This window comes from Vibrio sp. T11.5, assembly GCF_027587155.1.
GTDB lineage: Bacteria > Pseudomonadota > Gammaproteobacteria > Enterobacterales > Vibrionaceae > Vibrio > Vibrio neptunius.
On sequence record NZ_JAPPTP010000001.1, the window covers coordinates 178,469 to 196,533 of the forward strand.

Here is an 18,065-nt window from a genome sequence, read left to right on the forward strand (position 1 = left end):
TTATATCTATCAATAAAACTGTAGAGGTGGATACAAAATACGTCTAGGTAATTGGGGGAGAATTATTTGAGCCCAAGTGGACGTTACGATCGTTTGTAGCAGCGCTCGGGTCTCCCGACCGTGCCGTAGTTTAGATCTGCTTGCAATTCGCCAGAGCTGATAAGGTATTCTAGATAACGTCTAGCGGTTGTACGGCTAGCACCGATACGCTCTCCAGCTTCATCCGCTGTTATACTTTCAGCACCAGAAAACAACGCACGTATTTTGTCTAACGTGACACTGTCGATACCTTTAGGTAACCTTTGAACCCTGGATTCCTCGGTAGATGGACTCTGTAACATCTTATCCACCAAGTTTTGATCAAGATCTGAGGCACTCGTGAACTGATGCTTTTGTATTACGTATTTCTTTAATGCAGCTTCCAGACGCGGAAATACAACGGGTTTAAGTAAATAATCGACAACACCACCACGCATCGCCTGCTGCAATGTATCTACATCACGAGCAGCGGTAATCAGAATAACGTCACAGCTTTGGTTCCGAGAACGCAATGCCTGTAAAAGCTCCAACCCGGTTCCATCAGGAAGATACACATCAAGCAATAGGAGATCGGGATTCAGCACATCAAGCTGTATCTCGGCTTCGACTTTCGTAGTTGCAATCCCGATCACCTCATAGCCTTCCATCTGTTCCAGATAACGCTGGTGCAATTGAGCAATGTTGAGATCATCTTCAATAATCATTACTCGTGTTACGGATGTCATACCTGTTCTTCCTTTGGTAAATACACTGTCGTTCTAGCTCCATGCTGTTCGTTATTCATGATGTCCAATAGGCCGTGGTAGCGCAGTGCTAATTCATTGACCAAGTAAAGTCCCACCCCTCGATTTGCCTGCCCTTTTGTCGACACACCTCGTTCAAGCAGATGCTCAACAGAGAACTCGTCTGGTAAACCACAACCTTGATCCATGACTTCGAGAATGATTTCATTCCCATAATCACCTATGGAAACTTCAATATTCCTTCGCGCTGGGACAAACATCGTATCCAAGGTCATAGCACTGCGCGTAGCATCAAAAGCGTTATCGATTAAATTGCCCAAAATAGTCACAAGATCTTCTGCATTAATACGCTCTGGCAAAGGTTCAAGCCGGGAACCTTGTTCTACTATAAGCTCAAGTCCCAGTTCGCGTGCACGTTCGGTTTTACCCAGCAGCATACCCGCGATCAATGGCTCTTTGACGGTTTCGCGTAGGAACTCAATCAAAGATTGATAATGTGCGGTTTCTTGGCCAATTAGGTGCTGAACTGCATCCAACTCTCCCATTTGAATCATGCCGCTAATGGTATTAAGTTTATTTCGATGTTCATGAGTCTGAGAGCGAAGCATTTCAGCATATTCTTTGGTTTTAGCTAACTGCTCAGAGAGCTCATTCAATTCATCTCGCAGTCGAAAACTGGATACCGCGCCCACAACCTTACCGTCTACAACAATTGGTCTTCGGTTAGCTATTAACTTCTGCTTGTTGAGGTAAAGGTATATGTCATGATCGATGTGGGCTGTAGTGAGAACAGTATCAAGATCGCTCTCGGGCAATACCTCTTTTAGCGGCTTATTCAAGCAATGCGATTTTTCCAATCCTAAGATAAGGCACGCACTCTTGTTGATAGAGCGCAGCTTACCCGATTGATCGATCGTCAAGATTCCTTCTTTAAGCGTTTCCATTGTCACGTCTAACTCAACATACAACCGACCTATTTCTTCAGGTTCAAAGCCAAGAATCGCTTTTTGAAAGCGACGCGACGCATAGCTTGATACAATAGCGTTCGCGGCAACCACTAGTAATGCCATCAAAAGCAGAAAGACCAAAAAAGGCTCTACTCTGTCCTGAAGACGGTCAATGAGATAACCGACTGATACAACGCCTATAATATTGCCATCTGAATCAAAAACGGCCGCTTTTCCCCGAACGGAGTAGCCCAACGAACCTTGGGCAAAAGAAATATAGTTTTCACCTTTAATCAGAGCACGATCGTTATCGCCACCTTTCATTGGTTTACCAATGCGATCGTCGACAGGGTGGACAATACGAATACCGTCTTTATCACCAATCACAATAAAGGCAGCACCTATTAACTCGGTAAGACTTCGATAACGAAGCTGATACTCCGAACCACCACCTTCTTGGATCATTTGGGCAACAAAAGGAGAATTTGCTAGAAATGAGGCGACACCGAGGGCCTGCTTGCCCATTTTTTCTTCTTGCTCTTGCTTAACATAGAAGAAACCAGCGGCAACAAGCAATAGCAACTCCATCAAGCCAGAAAGCGTCATGATAATCAGCATTCGCTTACGAAAGCTGATACTACTCCATTGCATAAACTCTCCCATTTAGCTTAACGAGACTAACATCCAATTAACATTTATACGAGTTAATGGGCAATATTTTGTGAGACCAATAATCCAAATCATCGCTTACCGCTGTGAACTGACTCCCGACAATTCACTCGGCTTGCCAGTTTGCAACATACTTGACATAAAACCGGTAAAATAGTTGATTTTGATCACTAAATTAATAGAACGTTTTTTGTACTACCCATTCATTTAGGCTGTATAATTATTAAGCATAAAAATTGTAGAAATGGTCAACGCGGGCAGCAAGCACTAATAACAATGTCACAAACAGCTGTCTACACTCCAATGTCAGAGGGAAAGACGATGAAACGGGATATGTTTGGCATCTGCCTGTCACAATCTATGCTGTCACATAATCTGTCCAGCACCTTTACTCATGTAAGGGCTTACGAGAAATCCGATTTAGATAATGACGTCAAGGTAATGCATGCCTTTCCACAATTGTCAGGGCAAGAGTTGCTAACGACGATTAAATCTTCCAAAAGGCTGCTTTGGCGAGCGGAATATGTCTGTTTAAATCAGAAGTAAGCAACAACAAGGGAAGCATATTGCTTCCCTTTTTTAATAATTACCCTGTCGTCTGTTGAGCGGCAGTTCTAAGTTGAGACAAGTATTTAATCCAACTCTTTGCTTGGCTTGAAGGTTCGATGTTGTTGGCTCTCTTCGCTTGCACTAGCGCTTTCTCAAGCAGGTTCAATTTGTACAAAGCCCGTGTTTTAGCTAGTGCCACATCTGCGTCACGGCCTTTGACTTTATCTAACACCGCCAAAGAATCTTTGTAGTAGCCTTGCTGAACCATGATCTGAGCGACACTCCAGTAATACTTAGCGTCTCTCTCGGCTGCTAGCTTCCAGATAAATAGAGATTTATCCCACTCTTTCGCCAACTGCCAGTAAGTGGCTTGCTCAGATAGTAGCTGAACATCCGTTTGCGCTTCTTCCAACTCACTTATCTCAATCGCCGCCCTTTCTGGGATACCACGCTTGGCATACATCTGGGCCAGCATACGCCTGTCACCCTGACTCAACGATAACCCATTAACCTTTGCAAGCGCCAACGTATCTAGCGCCTCCTTATCTCTGCCAACTTTCATTTGCAGGCTAACCAGTTGGCGCCACCAGCCTAGTTTCTCCGGCTGGAGACTAATCAGCAACTCAAGAGTTGGAATCGCTGCGCCCCAACGTTTCAGCTCTAGTTGAGCACTCAGCTTAAGTGACAGCGGCTGAATAAAGTCATTTTTTTCGACTTGTAGGTACTTATCGATCGCTGTGACCACTTTCTCCCACTGACCTAGCTGATAGTGCGATTGAGCAATTCGCAGCCACAAGTCCAGAGCTTTTTGGGTTTCGGGGACAGACTTAACTAACTGGTAATAGTGTTTCAGTGCCTTAGCAAACTGTTGATCATTAAGATACAGATCAGCCAGCATACGTTGGCTGATCCACGCCTGTTCGTCACGCAACAAACCACTTTCAACCGCATATTCCATTTTAGAAATGGCTTGCTTGGTATTGCCGTCTTGCCAATAAAATACCGCCAACATACGAGCGATGAACGCCTTGTCGTAGGCGCGCGAAGTGTCGATTTCTTTAAGTAAAGTAATTGCCTCTTTCAGCTGTTCTCCCTGAGCCAGTTCATTGGCTTTCTGAACACGAACCGCCGTGTATTGAGTCAGCTCCTGAGCCAAGGCGCTTGGCGAAGCCAGAAGCAAAGCAATAAGGACTAATCGTTTCATCATTTGGCTAACTTAAACTCCAGTCTCACAGTTTGGTTTTCCTGAGGTACAGCAACTCCATCCACTACTCTAGGCTGATACTTCCACTTCTGCAGCGCCTGTATCGCATTCCGTTCAAACATGCGTTTCGGATTGGCTTCGACAATATTGATATCTCTCGGCTTACCCGTTGGATCGATAGTGAATTTCAGGATCACATAACCTTCGGCTTTACGCTTTAGTGCTTTGGCTGGATAACGAGGCTCGACCCGATATAAAGGCATCACTTGTTGATTGACACCAAAGTCACCAAATGTTGGAGCACTGATCGCCAAACCTTCGATGCTGGTATTCAGGCCAAGCGACGGCTGTGAAATCGGTGAAATCTGCGACAATTCGGTATTGGCTTGAGAAGTTGGCATCTGCTCTGGCACTTCTGGAGCTTTCGGCTGCTCTGGCACCGTTCGCTGGCGACGTTGAATATCTTGTTCATTTTCCACCATCACCATATTAAAGCTCAACGATTCACTTGGCTCAGGAGCTCTGCGATGACCGCTGTCCACCATCCATGCCATAAAGCTGAAAATAGCTAGCGCACATACAGCAGCCAGTGGCGTTGCCATTAACAAACGTCCCACTACTTCTTCTCCGCTGCCAACGCTATGTTCTTAACACCAGCACCTTTTGCCGCATCCATTACTTTCACTACAGTACCGCTGTAGGCATGTTCATCTGCCTGAATGACCAAAGAAGCGTCAGGTTTATCCAGCAACAAATGCTCTAGTGTCGCTTGTACACGTTCAATATCAACGTTGCGCTTATCAATATAAATGTCGTTTGCAGAAGTCACCGCGACAAAAATGCCCGCATCTTTCTGACTCACCACATTAGATGCCTGAGGGCGATTCACTTCAACACCAGATTCCCGTACGAACGAGCTGGTAACGATGAAGAAGATCAACATGATAAAAACGATATCGAGCATGGACGTCAGGTCAATCTGAGCTTCATCTTGTTTATGGTGACGTCGACCGAGTCTCATCGCTGACTCCTTAAAGATTTTTCTAGTTTAATTTCTCTTAACTGGCAGGCTTTCATTAATCGCGCATGGAAAAACATGCCTGTTAACGCTGCAACCATGCCAGCCATTGTTGGTAATGTGGCTAGTGAGATACCAGAAGCCATCAATTTAGGGTTGCTGCTGCCTTGGTTAGCCATGACATCAAAAACAGAGATCATCCCCGTCACTGTGCCCAGCAAACCCAACATTGGGCAAATAGCAACCAGAACCTTAATGATATTCAGGTTTTGATACAGCTGGCTGTTTGCTTGTGACAACCATCCTTCGCGAATAGAGCGAGCATACCAAGACGTTTGGTCGCTCCGTTCACGCCAAGCATCGACCCAATTTGCTCTGTGCTTTGGAAATTCGACGAACAGATAGATGATGCGCTCTAGAATCAATAGCCAACATAATGCTACCACGCCAGACAGCCACCACAGCACCTGACCACCCTGCTGCATAAAGTTTTGCAACGAAAGTAGCCAGTCACTGCCAGCTATTGCTTCAGGTAACAATGCGAAGATTGCATCCATTAGGCAACATTCCCTAGCGCTTCCTGAGATGGCTTGAGATCTTTCTCAGCTTGTTCAGCGACTAGAGAGATTCCTTGCTTCTCAAGAATGTTGCGAATCGTTTCGGCTTGCGAACTTAGAATGTTGTGAGCCAGCAGAAGAGGCATAGCCGCGACAAGGCCAAGTACGGTGGTCACAAGTGCCATCGAAATACCACCTGCCATGACTTTAGGATCACCATTGCCAAACTGAGTAATGACCTGAAAAGTTTCGATCATACCCGTAACGGTGCCCAGAAGACCAAGCATTGGTGCCAGAGCAGCCAGCAGCTTGAGCATGGACAAACCTTTTTCCAACGTAGCTTGCTCATCAACTACAGCTTCAAGCAAACGTAATTCAAGCGCTTCAACACTGAGGTTTTTCTCTTTGCCATAAACGGATAACACACGGCCAAGCGGATTATCGCCCGGATTTTGAGGTGACTTCAGTTGAGCACGAATCTTCTGGCGCGCGATAGACAAACTTACGCCACGTACTACGGCAATGATCAAGCCAATCGCAAGCAGGCCAACAATGATCTTACCTACCACACCACCTGCTTGTAGCCTGTCCATCAGGCTTGGTCTATGTGCTAGTTGTTCCAGCATCACGCCACGAGAAGGATCAAGAACAATATTTTCGACCTCGCCATCTACCAAAGGAGAAAGGGATGAAATGGTTGGTGCTTGCTCTGGTTGCTTAATGTAAGCCTGAGCCTCACCTTTTGTGGCATTCCAGTTTAAGTAGCCTTGCGCGCCAACTAAGCCAATCGAACCAAGCCGAAGGGCTGATTCGCTTTGAGCCACCCCTTCACCGTTAACAAAACGGACTTCGGTTGATGCCACTTCACCGCTGGCTTTGATCTGCTCTTCCAACGCTTTCCAAAGGCCTGTAAGTTGATACATAGAAGGCAGTTTTGTCGCTGCGACAATCTCTTTAACCACACCAGCATGAGCTTGTGCATCAGCTGAGGTCACTGAATACTGCAGTTCAGACTCCAACTCTTTGGCGTTTTGACGCACAACGCCAAACACTTCACCTAGACTTCCTGTCTCTAAGCGGAGTTTTTCTTCCAGGCGAGCTAAGGTATTTTCGTTGTCACTGAACTTTGCTGCCAGTTTGTCATTTTGCGTTTGCAAATCGTCACGCTGCTTGAGCAGTTGTGCTTTGAGCGCTTTAAGTTCTTTTTCAGTCTGTTTAAAACCTGACTCGCGAGCCATGTTATGTTGCGCTTGCTGTTGATTTTCAGCCTGAGCTTTGTTGACCAGTTCAGAAGAGGCTTGAACGTTGAATGACAGGCCAGCAAGAGCGAGAAGGGAAGCAATTAACGTACGTTTCATATTATTTTGCCTCCGCAACGTTGAGAGAAACAGGGAGAGTAATCAAGCTTGGCGCCGTTTGCTTCGCTGCGATGTTAAACGCTTTGTCTAACTCTGATTTCATCGAGCTATCGACACTCTGCCACTGCTTATTAGACTGGTTCCATGACCAAAATTTCGTGCCGTTCAAGCTGCGAGCCACCAGTGAAACGCGACCAAGATGCAGGATGTCGACTTCACGCGAGCCTGCATCTACCGTAATCTGGTCCTGATACAGACCAAGTTTGGTGCCGTAATCAAGCTCTATCTGATACGCCTCTAGAATACGGCGATACTTTTCCGCATCGCTCACATCAGCGCGAGTCATCATTTTTTCCAATTTTGCAACACGCTCCTGGCGCTGGTCTTTTTTGATCGGCATATCGTCAGCAATCGACGTTTTGAGACCCGCGATCATCTGATACATCAGTGGAACGACACCCTGACGAGTGTTTTTTACCTCATCAATCTGATTTTCAAGATTGCCCGCTTCCTGCTCTTGGCTTTTGACTAATGCCGTCAGGTGAGAACGATAAACCTCAAGATTTTTAACCTCTTCCTGAAGCTGTTCAATTTCAGCTTGCAGGCTAAGTGTATTTTCAGCACTGACATCAATACGTTTCTGACTCGCTGCGGATGAGGAATTGGTTTTACTTTGAATGGATAGAGCACTATCAAGGCTCGAGGCCGTTGCACTGAAGCCTGCTGTCGCAACCATCAACGCCAAACTGGTTTTAAATAAATTCATAACGTGTAATTTTCAATGATGTCAAACTGATTAGTGAGAAGCAATCTCATTTTCACTCGCCCGACATAGTAACGCGATTACATAAAATTTCAATCAACCATATGCTCAATATGCATTTAGGGGAAAGAACGTATCTTTCCCCTAATGTATCAAGGTTGATTAACCGTATTGTGTTTTAGTATTTAATTTGTAGAGTCGCCACATAGCTTCGACCTTCATTTACACATCCAAGTACATAGCCGAACCCGTTAGCGAGAAACGCTCTGTCACAACGACGGCAGCACTCTAATACTTAGTTAGGCCATGTCGTGTATATGTGGGTATCAATACGGAAAACACATATTCCCATAATAAAACACAACCATTAACGCCCTATTTTTATTGGGAAATAGAGCTGAATGCTCAGGCCATAGGGCGAACGATTCTGCGCCCTGACCTCGCCTTTCATTAAAGTCATGGCTTCTTTGACAATTGCCAATCCTAAACCATAGCCCCCCGACTGCTTGTCGCGTGCCGACTCTATTCGAGTAAATGGGCTGAAGATATCCTCTAGCGCCGTTTCCGGAATACCTGGCCCATCATCCGCGACGTCAAACACTAAATACTGATTGCCGTCTTCGGATGTTAATCCAATCGACACCTCGATGAGAGCATCCAACCCTGCATATTTCATTGAGTTTGATATCAGGTTACTCAGACAGCGCAAAATTAAACGCTCGTCAGCATGCAACATAGGAAGAGATGGCGCTACATTGAGAACCAGTGTTTGATCCTCTCCTAACTGAAGTCGGCTTTGGTTTACTTGCGTATTGGCAATACTTTCTGGGCATACTGGCTGAACGTCTGTGACGTAACGAGAGTTCTCTAATCGACTGAACTCTAAGATCTCACCCACCAGTTTGTCCATTTCATCCACTTCTTTTTCTAGTCGATCAACCAAAGCTTGCTCTTCTTCACCAGCTTTTTTGCGCAGTAAATGTAACGCTAAGTTTTGTCTAGCTAAAGGCGTTCTCAGTTCATGAGACACATCTCGAATCAGCCTTCGCTGCTTCTCAGCCAGTGAGTGAATCTCCTGGGTCATACCATCAAAATCATGGGCGAGCTGGTTAAACTCTGTAATATTGGAGTTCAATTCACTGACAACATTGACGCGAAAATTGCCCTGAGAAAGCTTATTACTTGCTTCACGTAACCGGTCTAGAGGCCGCTGTAACTTGCGTGCCAATATCTGAGAAAAAAGAATCAACATGATAATGGCGATGATAATTTTGCTCACTGTCAGATAAACAATAAAACGGTGGGCCGGATGGACTTCACTAGGTAGCTGAATTACCAGGGTGTTTCTTTCTATTAGCGGGATACCTATTAGGGGTTTGCTGACTTGATCATTGAGTGGCCCGTCAAGCTCACGCAAGAAACGCAGCTTGAACTCAAAATGTGGATGCATCTGACGATGAGAAAGCGGCTTATGCTCTTCATTCAAAACGAACAGATAAAAAGGCTGCGCATTTGCCCAGTCAGCTAAGTCGTCCATGTCCCCTTCTTCGATCAATACATTAGCCTCTTCAGCTAACGTTAACATCTGCGCTTTCAGTGCTGGCGGCACTTTTAGTACCGCTTTCATTAGTGCTTGCTCCGCTACAGCTTGAAGAAGCAATATTGAAATGATAACAGCGGACATGTAGCTGAATAACTGAAAGACCAGCGCATCCTTACGCGTTGCTATAGCTTCTGGGCATCGAACAGGAAACACCGCTAACCTCTGACAGAGTCGACAAAGCTGTAACCTTTGCCACGCACTGTTTTGATGTGTTGTTTCGATAAGCCCGCTTCAACCAACTTGCGCCGAACATTGCTGATATGCATATCCAGATTGCGGTCAAAGGGACTAAGTTCTTTTTTCAGCACTTCAATCTGAAGCTCTGCTTTGGAAACCACCACGCCATCATTACGCATAAGGTAGTTGAGTAAATCGGATTCTGTGCCTGTCAGTGGCACGCCGGACAGGTGTTCAGCAAAGCCTACACTGCTCTGACAGCCTGATTGGCGCTGCTTTTCCAATCCAACTCGGCGGAAAATCGCTTTAATACGAGTCAACAACTCTGGCACTTTAAAAGGTTTCGCAATGTACTGGTCTGCACCAGCCTGGTAACCGTCAAGCATAGATGCTTCATCATTCAGTGCCGTTAACATCAATATCGGCGTAGCAAATCGTTGGCAGATACGCTTCGCGACCTGCATGCCGTTGAGTTTAGGTAACATCACGTCAAGAAGGACAAGATCAACGGGCTTTTTCTCAATGTATTGCAGCGCACTCTCGCCACAATGAACGCTCTCAACTTGATAACCTTCTGCTGAGAGTACGTCCACTAGTAGTGCACACAGTTCAATATCATCATCAACGACTAGAATTCGGGACATCTTGTTAAATTGCAAATGAAAAGATTTCGCATTCTAATCTGCATTATTATCAGTGACAATACTGTTCTGTATCCACTCCCATTGTTGTGCTATTTCTTGTTCAAATAGACTGTCATTCAGCGTTTATCCTTCACTCCAAATGCCCACAAGGCGCCAAGTATACCTCGTAACTTCACTTTAGTTGCTCTCCAATGGGTGGCTGGAGTACGCGGCGCTACTCTGAGTAAGTGGTCATAAGCACTTTGGTCAAACTCGACCTCACCTCCATGAGCCAGTAACAAAGTTTTAGGCGCCATTTCGTATATGCGTTGGAGGGATTGCCGGTACTGATTAGGATAAAAAATAGGAAAAGGGGCGATCAGTCTTTTCTTCACTTCCACCATTAAGTCGGCAACATAAAGGATATCTTGCTGCTCATGATGAAGAGATAAATCTCGATCAGTATGACCTGGGGTCTCTAACACTTTCCAATCTTCAAAGCAGGGAATGGCTTGTCCATCCGTGAGCTTAATATCAGGGTGTAGATTTCGTGAATACCATAATTTTCGCTTAGGACGCTTCATTCTCCCTGCGACCCAGCGAGCCAAGGCCAGATCCGTCAAGTGCATTAAGATACCATCCCAACCACCGTACCATTGCTTGTCTTTCTCAGCTGATACAATTTTGCAGCCCGTAAGCTCTCTCAGCTTATGAGCAGCTCCAGCGTGATCTGGGTGCATGTGGGTCACCACCACCACCTTGAGGGAGTGAAAAGGCTTACCGAGTGTTTCAGTGATGTAGCGCTCTAAATAGGGAACATCTGCCCTACTCGCCCCGTCCAGTAGCATAAGCTTATCCGGATACTCGGCTAAGTACATTTTCTGAATATAACCATCAATGGTATGAAGCTTCATTCGAACTGCCAATTTAACAATGTATTTACATTTTCCAATTTAGCAATACGCCAATAAATGAACAGCGCAAACACTTCACGATGTGACATCGGACCAGTAGCCGAGATATAAGAATTAGCGTTTAAGTCTCAAGAGACGCCCATCTGTGCGGTAGAAAATCAGAGCGAGCAAAATCAAACTACACCCTAGCAGTTTGTTGGCCGAGAGCTGTTCGCCATACCAAAGAATACTGAGTATCACAGTCCATATCGGTTCTAGTAGCATGATAAGGGCAGCATTTCCTGGATTGCTGTGTTTCTGGCCAAGCGTCTGCATCACGTATCGCAAGCTGGTTGCAAGAACAGCACTGGCAGCAAACCATCCCCAAATGCTGGCATCCACACTAATCGGCACGGTCTCAAACACAGCAGAAGCCGTTAAACCAATCACGCCAGTAACAAACAGTTGAATACAAGTCAGTGTCAGTACCGGTAAGTTTTGTGCTAGGCGGCTATTCACATTGAAATGCAAAGCAAGTAAACAGGCATTGGCTAAGAACCAGAGTTGCCCAGCTGAACTGTTCCACTCTCCCTGCAAAGAAAGAAACGCAAGGCCAGATACCGCAATTGGCATTGCAATCCAGAAAGCACGCTTTGGCCGCTCCTTGTACAGGGCCCAAGCAACAATAGGAACAATAATCATAGATAAGCTGACAATAAACGCCCCTTCACCAAGGGTCTCACTGACTGCGATAGCGTGTACCCAAGCAAGAAGCGCAAGCGCCAGAATACAACCGCCACCCATTCCTTGAGCAAGCTGTTTTAGGCTGAGTTGTTTAAGTGATTTGAAACAGAAAGGAAGCAAACATATTGAAGCAACCACAAAGCGTAAACCGACAAAGCCAAATGGTGGTAAACCTTGAATCGTTTGTTTGGAAAAAATCCACCCTAAACCGGCCAATGCGGTAGTGGCAACGAGGATCCAAGCTGCTTTGCTTTCTGAGTTCAATACAAATTCTCTTTAATTATTATTCTGTTAATTGTCGAATGTCCGATAGTCGCAGATTTGTTCAAGAATTACCAAGAAAAGTCTGATCCTATTTTCGTACCCAATGTTACATAAGCCGAGAATATGGTGGCCCTTGATGAGAAGAATCTCCACACACCAAAATCATATGTGACTCAACATGTGTATTTCTTTACTTGCAACGTTACTAGACGTTATTCAGGTGCTTAGAAAACCACTGTATAACACTGTATGAGAAAAAGTGTTTTAGATCACATTTTCTCATGCTTTTATCTAATCACATCACTAGGTTCGAGACTAAAATTTGACCTTAAAAACAGACACTTAAAAAACGTACTCAGACACCCCACAAAATAAACGTACAAAAAGACAACAAATATTGCTTGATCAACTGACACAATAAAACTACTGTATAGACATACAGCATGTATGTAAGGACAGTAATTATGTTTCAGGTACACACTCCAAATCGCTCAGTTTCTAAATTCAATGTATTGGCTCAACCAACTCGACCAATGAACATTGCAGACTCGACGCTCAGCCGTTTAGCAGGGTTGTCTAACCAGAAGCAATGGATATTGTTCACCGCGGAATGTCCTCGTCCAGATTACGAGCAGTTCTCTTCATACAATGTCAGCTGTAAAAAGATCATTCAGATGAAATCTTCGCAAACACAGACCGAGTTTGAAATCGTAGTGAAAGCAATTAAATCCGGTAATGCCAGCGCTGTTGTCGCATCAGATAATATTGAACTCGTCGAACAATCATTACTTCGTGATCTCGCGTGCCAATACCATTGCGAAGTCTTTTTTGTTGAAAACCAATTCAATCAACTCCACTAGTTTCATTTGCACTGTTTTACGCCTCTCGGGTTGAGAGGCTTTTTTTTGCTCATTTCTATCCCCTCAGCATCACTCAAGAGCAAACGTTTGCTTTTTCTCTGGAAGGTTAATTTAGTTCTGGTATGATTCTCTGCAAATCGATTGCCTCTCACGGGCAACCTTCCATTTTTGACAAAGATAGGAATGTCTAAATGAGTCTCGCTGATCAAGTTCTTGCTGTTAATGATGATCTTCCCATTCGCACCAACAAACCCGTTCATAGTGGCAAAGTACGCTCTGTATATTGGCTAACAGAGGAAGACAGCCAACGCCTGATTAAGGAAAAAGGCTATGATGTTGCGGAAGATGCACCGCTTGCCATTATGGTCATCAGTGACCGCATCTCTGCATTCGACTGTATCTGGCACGGACAAGGTGGATTAAAGGGCGTTCCCGGTAAAGGTGCTGCACTCAACGCAATTTCCAATCATTGGTTTAAACTCTTCAAACAGAATGGCTTGGCGGACAGTCACATATTGGATATTCCTCATCCTTTGGTGTGGATCGTGCAGAAAGCGAAACCAATAATGATTGAAGCGATTTGCCGTCAGTACATTACAGGTTCCATGTGGCGCTCATATGAGAAAGGCGAACGAGAGTTCTGCGGTATCGAGTTACCGGAGGGACTAGAAAAAGATAAAGCACTTCCAGAACTGCTAATGACACCTTCAACAAAAGGCATTTTAAAAGGTATTCCGGGCGTACCTGAGGCGGATGACGTCAACATTACTCGCCAAAACATTGTTGATAATTTCGCAGCATTCAACTTCTCCAAAGCAGAAGATATCAGTCAATATGAAAAGCTACTGCGCGAAGGTTTTGTTGTCATTAGCAACGCATTGGCAGAAATCGAGCAAATCTTCGTCGATACTAAATTCGAATTTGGCTACGTAAAAGATGCTGCGGGCAACGAAAAACTAATCTATATGGATGAAGTCGGTACACCTGACTCATCGCGAATATGGGACGAACTCGAATACGATGCGGGCAACATCGTAGAAAACTCGAAAGAAGGCTTCCGCCAGTTCTTACTTAACCACTTCCCTGACCCTGATATTCTGCTTAACAAAGAGCGCATGCCTGAACGTGAAGCTTTAGCTCGCAATAATGAGCTTCCGCTCGAATCATTGATGGACATATCACAAACATATACAAGTATCGCAGAGAAGATCACCGGACGACCAATCAAACTGAGTGCCAATCCGAAACAAGAAATTATCAATGTGCTAAGCCAAGAATACGGTTTGGTTGACTAGAAAATAACGCCCAAGTCATCACTTGGGCGTCTTTCTCTAACTTACTATCCCTTAAAACCTTCTACGGTTTTCTGTTCAATGTAAACCTGAGCCAAACGCCCTACAAAGCAACGGCCCGGATTATCCCCTAGGATCCATTCTTCTGGCGTAAACAATTCAAACAACCCAAAGCTTGCCAATGCTGGAATGGCTAACTTTAAATCTTGCTCGACTTCGCCACGCTCCCCTTGGTTGTATCTGACTATATTGTGCAGCATCGCCCCAACGGTTCCAGTTGGAATCTTAGTGCCATCTTTCAATGTTACTATCGGCAGTACCTGACCTTCAGCAACTATTTTGTGGTTAACCGCCGAAAGCTGCTGTGCTAGAGATGTATTGTTATCCATTTCTCAATCCTCTGTTGATTACTGTTACCTAAGGTTTCCAAGTCATCACGCTTGAAACCTCAAACACAGGGATAGAATAACGACTAACGAATAGGCATAATTTCTTCAAATAGACATCATATTTACTTATTACGCCATATGAATTGCATTGAGTTATTGAAAATTCACCACCCAGCGGCATCTGAAACCGAATGGCACCAGCACGAATATGCGCAGCTTTACTGGGTGAGCAAGGGTATATTTACAATTGAAACAAGTGATCAGCAATGGACGATAACTCCCGCATGCCTTGGCTGGATTCCTCCCCATTTACAACACAGATCTGATGTTGTATCTGACATTGAAGCGGTCATGATCTACATACCTTTAACTTGGCTCAATGCCTTTCCGCAACAAGCGAAAGTCATTAAATCCAACACCCTTATTCAAGCTCTCATTGAGCGAATGATACTTTTCGATTTCTCAGCAATGACAGAGCCTCAACAGCGACAATTTCAAGTTCTGCTGGATGAGGTTCACCTTGCTCCAGCAAGTAATCTCTATTTACCTCTACCCAAGGAAGCAAAAATGCGCAAAATCGCCGATACCCTATTAGAAACACCAGATGACGCTCGCTCGCAAACAGAATTGGCGCATGATTTTGGCACCAGCACACGAACTTTGAGTCGACTGTTCAAGAAAGAAACCGGGATAGCTTTTGGATTCTGGCGGCAACAAGCCAGACTCATCAGCTCATTGCCTATGTTGGAGAAAGGCTTAAGCATCACTTGCGTCGCACTGTCCTGCGGCTATAGTAATACCAGCACTTTTATCACTGTTTTTAAAGCGCGGTTTGGCGTCACTCCAAGTGTGTATTTCGGTTCACAGTAGTGGCGTTTCAGTATCTGCCACAACTCGTAATAGAGGCCAGTTCTCCAACCAGCGCTTACTTTTCACCCTTTGATGAAACAATACTTCTGAGCGCTTAGGATTGTGCGTCACTTTCAAGGCAAACAAACTATCAAAACCAAATGATGAAACGCACTGGTACTTACCGCCGGCAAGCAGTCTAATTGCCACCGCGGTTTCTTTTTCCGGCCAGAAGCTCATCGCATCAATCAAATCCGTATACGCTCGATCACCATTGCGCTCATGCATCATGGCTTGGTTTCTAACCTGCCAGTTCGCTTGCGGCATCAACTCTTGAAGCTTCCATTCGTAATCCTTGTATCGTTCTGGATCGGATTCATCCAAATCAAAATAGATGACATCAAGATCATTGAGTGGTGTTGGGCTTTCTTTGTGGTGTAGCTCATCCCACACTAGGTTTCTGACAAATCCTGCAGCTAAGAAAGCATGGGGGATCTCAGATTCAGCAACACACGCTAAAGCGCGCATCCGAAAACTGTCTTTTTCAAGCCATTGGATTATCTTGTCGCTGTAGTTTTCCATTTTATCCTTCGGAATTTTTCATTGTGCCTAATCCTAACATGACGTGATTAAACGGTTCCTAGATAAATCGACCACTTACGACTGATAGAATGTTTGATCAGGCTCGTATCTAATTTGAGCCATCAAAGGTATAACAGGCCCATCTTTCTTTTGTGGCCTTTTCAATGGATTACGTTGCCCTTTCCCGAATCAGCTTAAAGCACCTGACGGTATTACATGTACTGTTAAGTACACACAGTGTCAGTGGCAGCGCTCACGTTTTATGTGTTACCCCATCAAGTGTCAGTAAAACACTCAGCCAGCTTAGAGAACAACTTAAGGATGAACTCTTCTATCGGGAAGGAACGTCACTGGTACCCACACCTTTTGCGTTATCTGTAGCCAAAGACGTACACAAGATCCTTGCTTGCATGAACGGAATACTCCACCAAGGGGAGTTTGAACCTAAGAATTTTTCCGGAACGGTATCACTTTCGATGCGCGAGAGCACCTTCGAGCTTTTTTCTGGGAGAATCACCAAGATTGGTCGTCAACTAACATCAGCCAACATCCAGATTTTCGCTAAGGAACAACTCAGCTTTGATGCTCTGCTACGTGGACAAGTTGATTTTATGATTTTGCCTCACGATATCAGTCAACCGCCGACACGCAGTCGTGACCTAGTCTGGGAGCAGATTCAGGAGGATGAAATGGTCTGCTTGATGAGGCCAACGCACCCTCTGGCTAACCAATCGATTAACACTGAGCAGTACCTTGCTTACCAGCACATCGGTATTTTAGATAAGGACCTGTCCGCCCCCTACTTTGAGCAGAAACTCACACAACAGTATACATCGAGAAACATCGCCATCTCCGTCGCTGATTTTGGCTCGGCGGCGGTTATCTGTCACCAAACTGATTTGTTACTGACTTGCTCAAAAATGTGGGCAGAGAGATCGCTGCAGGCAGAATCTTTGCTCCAAAAGCCTCTGCCGTTTTCCTATGGAAAAGTGGCTTACAGCTTGGTCTGGAACCAAGCGAGTTTGAATGACCCAGCTCTGAAATGGTTGCACTCCCAGCTGATTAAACCAGTTTAAACATAAACACTGGGTAGCTGAATATACTGGTGAATCAGTGGACGTAGAGCATCACGAAACTGCAACATTTGCGATTCTGTACATTTCGGCCACTCTAGCGCTTCCCCCATTACTCCATGATGCTGAAATGCATTAAGCCGCACAATAACGTTATCAGGCAGCGTCTTAATAAGACGTGCGACTTCTGTGACTTCTTTGTCCAGATCACTTCTGTTCGGGATATGCAGTAAACGAAGCTCATGCAATTTTTGCTTGTCTGCCAAATAACGTATTGACTGAACTACCTTGTGATTATCACGTCCCACCAACCATTGATGTGTCTCTTCCTGCCAAGATTTAAGGTCGATCATTACACCGTCGAGATAAGGCAGCACCCTATCCCAACCTGACTCACCTAGGTAACCATTACTGTCAATGAAACAGGTAAGATGGCAAAGCGCCTTGTCTTCTTTGATGTATTTGAATAACTCAACAATAAAAGGCAACTGCATTGTCGCTTCACCACCAGATATCGTGACACCGCTGAGAAACCACTTTTGCTCATTTATCATCTCGATGATTTCTGATACCGAGTAGTGACGCACTTTAGGGCTGGACCGATAGGTGCACACATCGATGCACTGGTCGCAATGCGTACATTGGTTCTCGTCCCACACGACTTTCTTGTTGGTGTCGAACGACAGTGCATTTTCCGGGCACCCTTGGACACAATCCCCACAGTGATTACAGTAATTAATCGTATGGGGATTATGGCAGTTAATGCAGTTAAAATTGCATCCCTGTAGGAAAAGGACCAGTCTATTACCTGGCCCATCCACACACGAGAACTTGAGAATACGGCTAACGATGGCATGCCTTTCGCTCAT

The 18,065-nt window shown here is 45.0% G+C and carries 20 protein-coding genes; 5 read left to right on the forward strand and 15 right to left on the reverse strand.

Features of this window, described 5'->3' with window-relative positions; genetic code table 11:
- Window positions 1-83 precede the first annotated feature (83 nt).
- Both OH455_RS00820 and OH455_RS00825 read right to left on the reverse strand, forming a co-directional pair.
- Window positions 84-764 (reverse strand): response regulator, encoded by a 681-nt coding sequence (locus tag OH455_RS00820; RefSeq protein WP_269979981.1) that lies wholly within the window; start codon window positions 762-764, stop codon window positions 84-86.
- Window positions 761-2,380 (reverse strand): sensor histidine kinase, encoded by a 1,620-nt coding sequence (locus tag OH455_RS00825; RefSeq protein WP_269979982.1) that lies wholly within the window; start codon window positions 2,378-2,380, stop codon window positions 761-763. The genes OH455_RS00820 and OH455_RS00825 overlap by 4 nt, the downstream gene beginning before the upstream one ends.
- A 339-nt stretch (window positions 2,381-2,719) precedes the next feature.
- On the opposite strand from OH455_RS00825, the gene OH455_RS00830 reads away from it, so the two are divergent.
- On the forward strand, window positions 2,720-2,944 hold the full coding sequence (locus OH455_RS00830) for a hypothetical protein (RefSeq protein ID WP_045973818.1): 225 nt from the start codon (window positions 2,720-2,722) through the stop codon (window positions 2,942-2,944).
- 40 nt (window positions 2,945-2,984) lie between these two features.
- On the opposite strand, the gene OH455_RS00835 is transcribed toward OH455_RS00830, so the two are convergent.
- The 10 genes from OH455_RS00835 to OH455_RS00880 form a co-directional block, all read right to left on the reverse strand.
- Window positions 2,985-4,154, reverse strand: coding sequence for a tetratricopeptide repeat protein (locus OH455_RS00835; protein ID WP_269979983.1), 1,170 nt, complete (start codon window positions 4,152-4,154; stop codon window positions 2,985-2,987).
- Window positions 4,151-4,768: an energy transducer TonB gene (locus tag OH455_RS00840; RefSeq protein WP_045973822.1), complete on the reverse strand. Its 618-nt coding sequence runs from the start codon at window positions 4,766-4,768 to the stop codon at window positions 4,151-4,153. The genes OH455_RS00835 and OH455_RS00840 overlap by 4 nt, the downstream gene beginning before the upstream one ends.
- On the reverse strand, window positions 4,768-5,172 hold the full coding sequence (locus OH455_RS00845; RefSeq protein WP_019275114.1) for an ExbD/TolR family protein: 405 nt from the start codon (window positions 5,170-5,172) through the stop codon (window positions 4,768-4,770). The genes OH455_RS00840 and OH455_RS00845 overlap by 1 nt, the downstream gene beginning before the upstream one ends.
- Complete coding sequence (locus OH455_RS00850) at window positions 5,169-5,726, reverse strand: MotA/TolQ/ExbB proton channel family protein (RefSeq protein WP_269979984.1); 558 nt, start codon at window positions 5,724-5,726, stop codon at window positions 5,169-5,171. The genes OH455_RS00845 and OH455_RS00850 overlap by 4 nt, the downstream gene beginning before the upstream one ends.
- Window positions 5,726-7,084: a MotA/TolQ/ExbB proton channel family protein gene (locus OH455_RS00855; protein ID WP_269979985.1), complete on the reverse strand. Its 1,359-nt coding sequence runs from the start codon at window positions 7,082-7,084 to the stop codon at window positions 5,726-5,728. Before OH455_RS00855 ends, OH455_RS00850 begins: the two co-directional genes overlap by 1 nt.
- Window position 7,085: 1 nt before the next feature.
- Window positions 7,086-7,850: a DUF3450 domain-containing protein gene (locus tag OH455_RS00860; protein WP_269979986.1), complete on the reverse strand. Its 765-nt coding sequence runs from the start codon at window positions 7,848-7,850 to the stop codon at window positions 7,086-7,088.
- A gap of 364 nt (window positions 7,851-8,214) precedes the next feature.
- On the reverse strand, window positions 8,215-9,603 hold the full coding sequence (locus OH455_RS00865; RefSeq protein ID WP_422636368.1) for a histidine kinase sensor domain-containing protein: 1,389 nt from the start codon (window positions 9,601-9,603) through the stop codon (window positions 8,215-8,217).
- 2 nt (window positions 9,604-9,605) lie between these two features.
- The gene (locus OH455_RS00870) at window positions 9,606-10,271 is read right to left on the reverse strand and encodes a response regulator transcription factor (protein WP_038158988.1); all 666 of its coding nucleotides are present in this window, start codon (window positions 10,269-10,271) and stop codon (window positions 9,606-9,608) included.
- Window positions 10,272-10,387: 116 nt separating this feature from the next.
- Entirely contained in the window at window positions 10,388-11,164 is a 777-nt protein-coding gene (locus tag OH455_RS00875) for an MBL fold metallo-hydrolase (RefSeq protein WP_045973837.1), read from the reverse strand.
- Between the two features lie 114 nt (window positions 11,165-11,278).
- Window positions 11,279-12,151, reverse strand: a complete 873-nt coding sequence (locus OH455_RS00880) for a DMT family transporter (RefSeq protein WP_269979987.1) — start codon at window positions 12,149-12,151, stop codon at window positions 11,279-11,281.
- Between the two features lie 464 nt (window positions 12,152-12,615).
- Here OH455_RS00880 and OH455_RS00885 point away from each other — a divergent pair, with 464 nt between their 5' ends.
- Window positions 12,616-13,011 carry a hypothetical protein gene (locus OH455_RS00885; RefSeq protein ID WP_269979988.1) on the forward strand — a complete coding sequence of 132 codons (396 nt, stop codon included), beginning with the start codon at window positions 12,616-12,618 and terminating at the stop codon, window positions 13,009-13,011.
- Window positions 13,012-13,202: 191 nt separating this feature from the next.
- Window positions 13,203-14,306: a phosphoribosylaminoimidazolesuccinocarboxamide synthase gene (locus OH455_RS00890; RefSeq protein ID WP_269979989.1), complete on the forward strand. Its 1,104-nt coding sequence runs from the start codon at window positions 13,203-13,205 to the stop codon at window positions 14,304-14,306.
- Window positions 14,307-14,350: 44 nt separating this feature from the next.
- Here the strand turns inward: OH455_RS00890 and OH455_RS00895 are convergent, their stop codons facing one another.
- The gene (locus OH455_RS00895) at window positions 14,351-14,692 is read right to left on the reverse strand and encodes a DUF7709 family protein (RefSeq protein ID WP_269979990.1); all 342 of its coding nucleotides are present in this window, start codon (window positions 14,690-14,692) and stop codon (window positions 14,351-14,353) included.
- A gap of 156 nt (window positions 14,693-14,848) precedes the next feature.
- Here OH455_RS00895 and OH455_RS00900 point away from each other — a divergent pair, with 156 nt between their 5' ends.
- Complete coding sequence (locus OH455_RS00900) at window positions 14,849-15,562, forward strand: helix-turn-helix domain-containing protein (RefSeq protein WP_269979991.1); 714 nt, start codon at window positions 14,849-14,851, stop codon at window positions 15,560-15,562.
- On the opposite strand, the gene OH455_RS00905 is transcribed toward OH455_RS00900, so the two are convergent.
- A complete protein-coding gene (locus OH455_RS00905) occupies window positions 15,554-16,123 on the reverse strand; it encodes a nucleotidyltransferase family protein (protein ID WP_269979992.1) in 570 nt (189 codons plus the stop codon). The genes OH455_RS00900 and OH455_RS00905 overlap by 9 nt on opposite strands.
- Before the next feature lie 164 nt (window positions 16,124-16,287).
- On the opposite strand from OH455_RS00905, the gene OH455_RS00910 reads away from it, so the two are divergent.
- Window positions 16,288-17,199 (forward strand): LysR family transcriptional regulator, encoded by a 912-nt coding sequence (locus tag OH455_RS00910; RefSeq protein ID WP_269979993.1) that lies wholly within the window; start codon window positions 16,288-16,290, stop codon window positions 17,197-17,199.
- Here the strand turns inward: OH455_RS00910 and OH455_RS00915 are convergent.
- On the reverse strand, window positions 17,196-18,065 hold the full coding sequence (locus OH455_RS00915) for a YjjW family glycine radical enzyme activase (RefSeq protein WP_269979994.1): 870 nt from the start codon (window positions 18,063-18,065) through the stop codon (window positions 17,196-17,198). The two genes, OH455_RS00910 and OH455_RS00915, sit on opposite strands and share 4 nt — an antisense overlap.

What these genes read in the sequence shown, in the direction of transcription:
- OH455_RS00890 (WP_269979989.1), top strand. Translation starts at nt 13,203, where the DNA reads ATGAGTCTCGCTGATCAAGTTCTTGCTGTTAATGATGATCTTCCCATT.
- OH455_RS00855 (WP_269979985.1), bottom strand. Translation starts at nt 7,084, where the DNA reads ATGAAACGTACGTTAATTGCTTCCCTTCTCGCTCTTGCTGGCCTGTCA.
- OH455_RS00875 (WP_045973837.1), bottom strand. Translation starts at nt 11,164, where the DNA reads ATGAAGCTTCATACCATTGATGGTTATATTCAGAAAATGTACTTAGCC.
- OH455_RS00830 (WP_045973818.1), top strand. Translation starts at nt 2,720, where the DNA reads ATGAAACGGGATATGTTTGGCATCTGCCTGTCACAATCTATGCTGTCA.
- OH455_RS00885 (WP_269979988.1), top strand. Translation starts at nt 12,616, where the DNA reads ATGTTTCAGGTACACACTCCAAATCGCTCAGTTTCTAAATTCAATGTA.
- OH455_RS00910 (WP_269979993.1), top strand. Translation starts at nt 16,288, where the DNA reads ATGGATTACGTTGCCCTTTCCCGAATCAGCTTAAAGCACCTGACGGTA.
- OH455_RS00825 (WP_269979982.1), bottom strand. Translation starts at nt 2,380, where the DNA reads ATGCAATGGAGTAGTATCAGCTTTCGTAAGCGAATGCTGATTATCATG.
- OH455_RS00820 (WP_269979981.1), bottom strand. Translation starts at nt 764, where the DNA reads ATGACATCCGTAACACGAGTAATGATTATTGAAGATGATCTCAACATT.
- OH455_RS00845 (WP_019275114.1), bottom strand. Translation starts at nt 5,172, where the DNA reads ATGAGACTCGGTCGACGTCACCATAAACAAGATGAAGCTCAGATTGAC.
- OH455_RS00850 (WP_269979984.1), bottom strand. Translation starts at nt 5,726, where the DNA reads ATGGATGCAATCTTCGCATTGTTACCTGAAGCAATAGCTGGCAGTGAC.
- OH455_RS00905 (WP_269979992.1), bottom strand. Translation starts at nt 16,123, where the DNA reads ATGGAAAACTACAGCGACAAGATAATCCAATGGCTTGAAAAAGACAGT.
- OH455_RS00870 (WP_038158988.1), bottom strand. Translation starts at nt 10,271, where the DNA reads ATGTCCCGAATTCTAGTCGTTGATGATGATATTGAACTGTGTGCACTA.
- OH455_RS00860 (WP_269979986.1), bottom strand. Translation starts at nt 7,850, where the DNA reads ATGAATTTATTTAAAACCAGTTTGGCGTTGATGGTTGCGACAGCAGGC.
- OH455_RS00895 (WP_269979990.1), bottom strand. Translation starts at nt 14,692, where the DNA reads ATGGATAACAATACATCTCTAGCACAGCAGCTTTCGGCGGTTAACCAC.
- OH455_RS00835 (WP_269979983.1), bottom strand. Translation starts at nt 4,154, where the DNA reads ATGATGAAACGATTAGTCCTTATTGCTTTGCTTCTGGCTTCGCCAAGC.
- OH455_RS00915 (WP_269979994.1), bottom strand. Translation starts at nt 18,065, where the DNA reads ATGAGCGAAAGGCATGCCATCGTTAGCCGTATTCTCAAGTTCTCGTGT.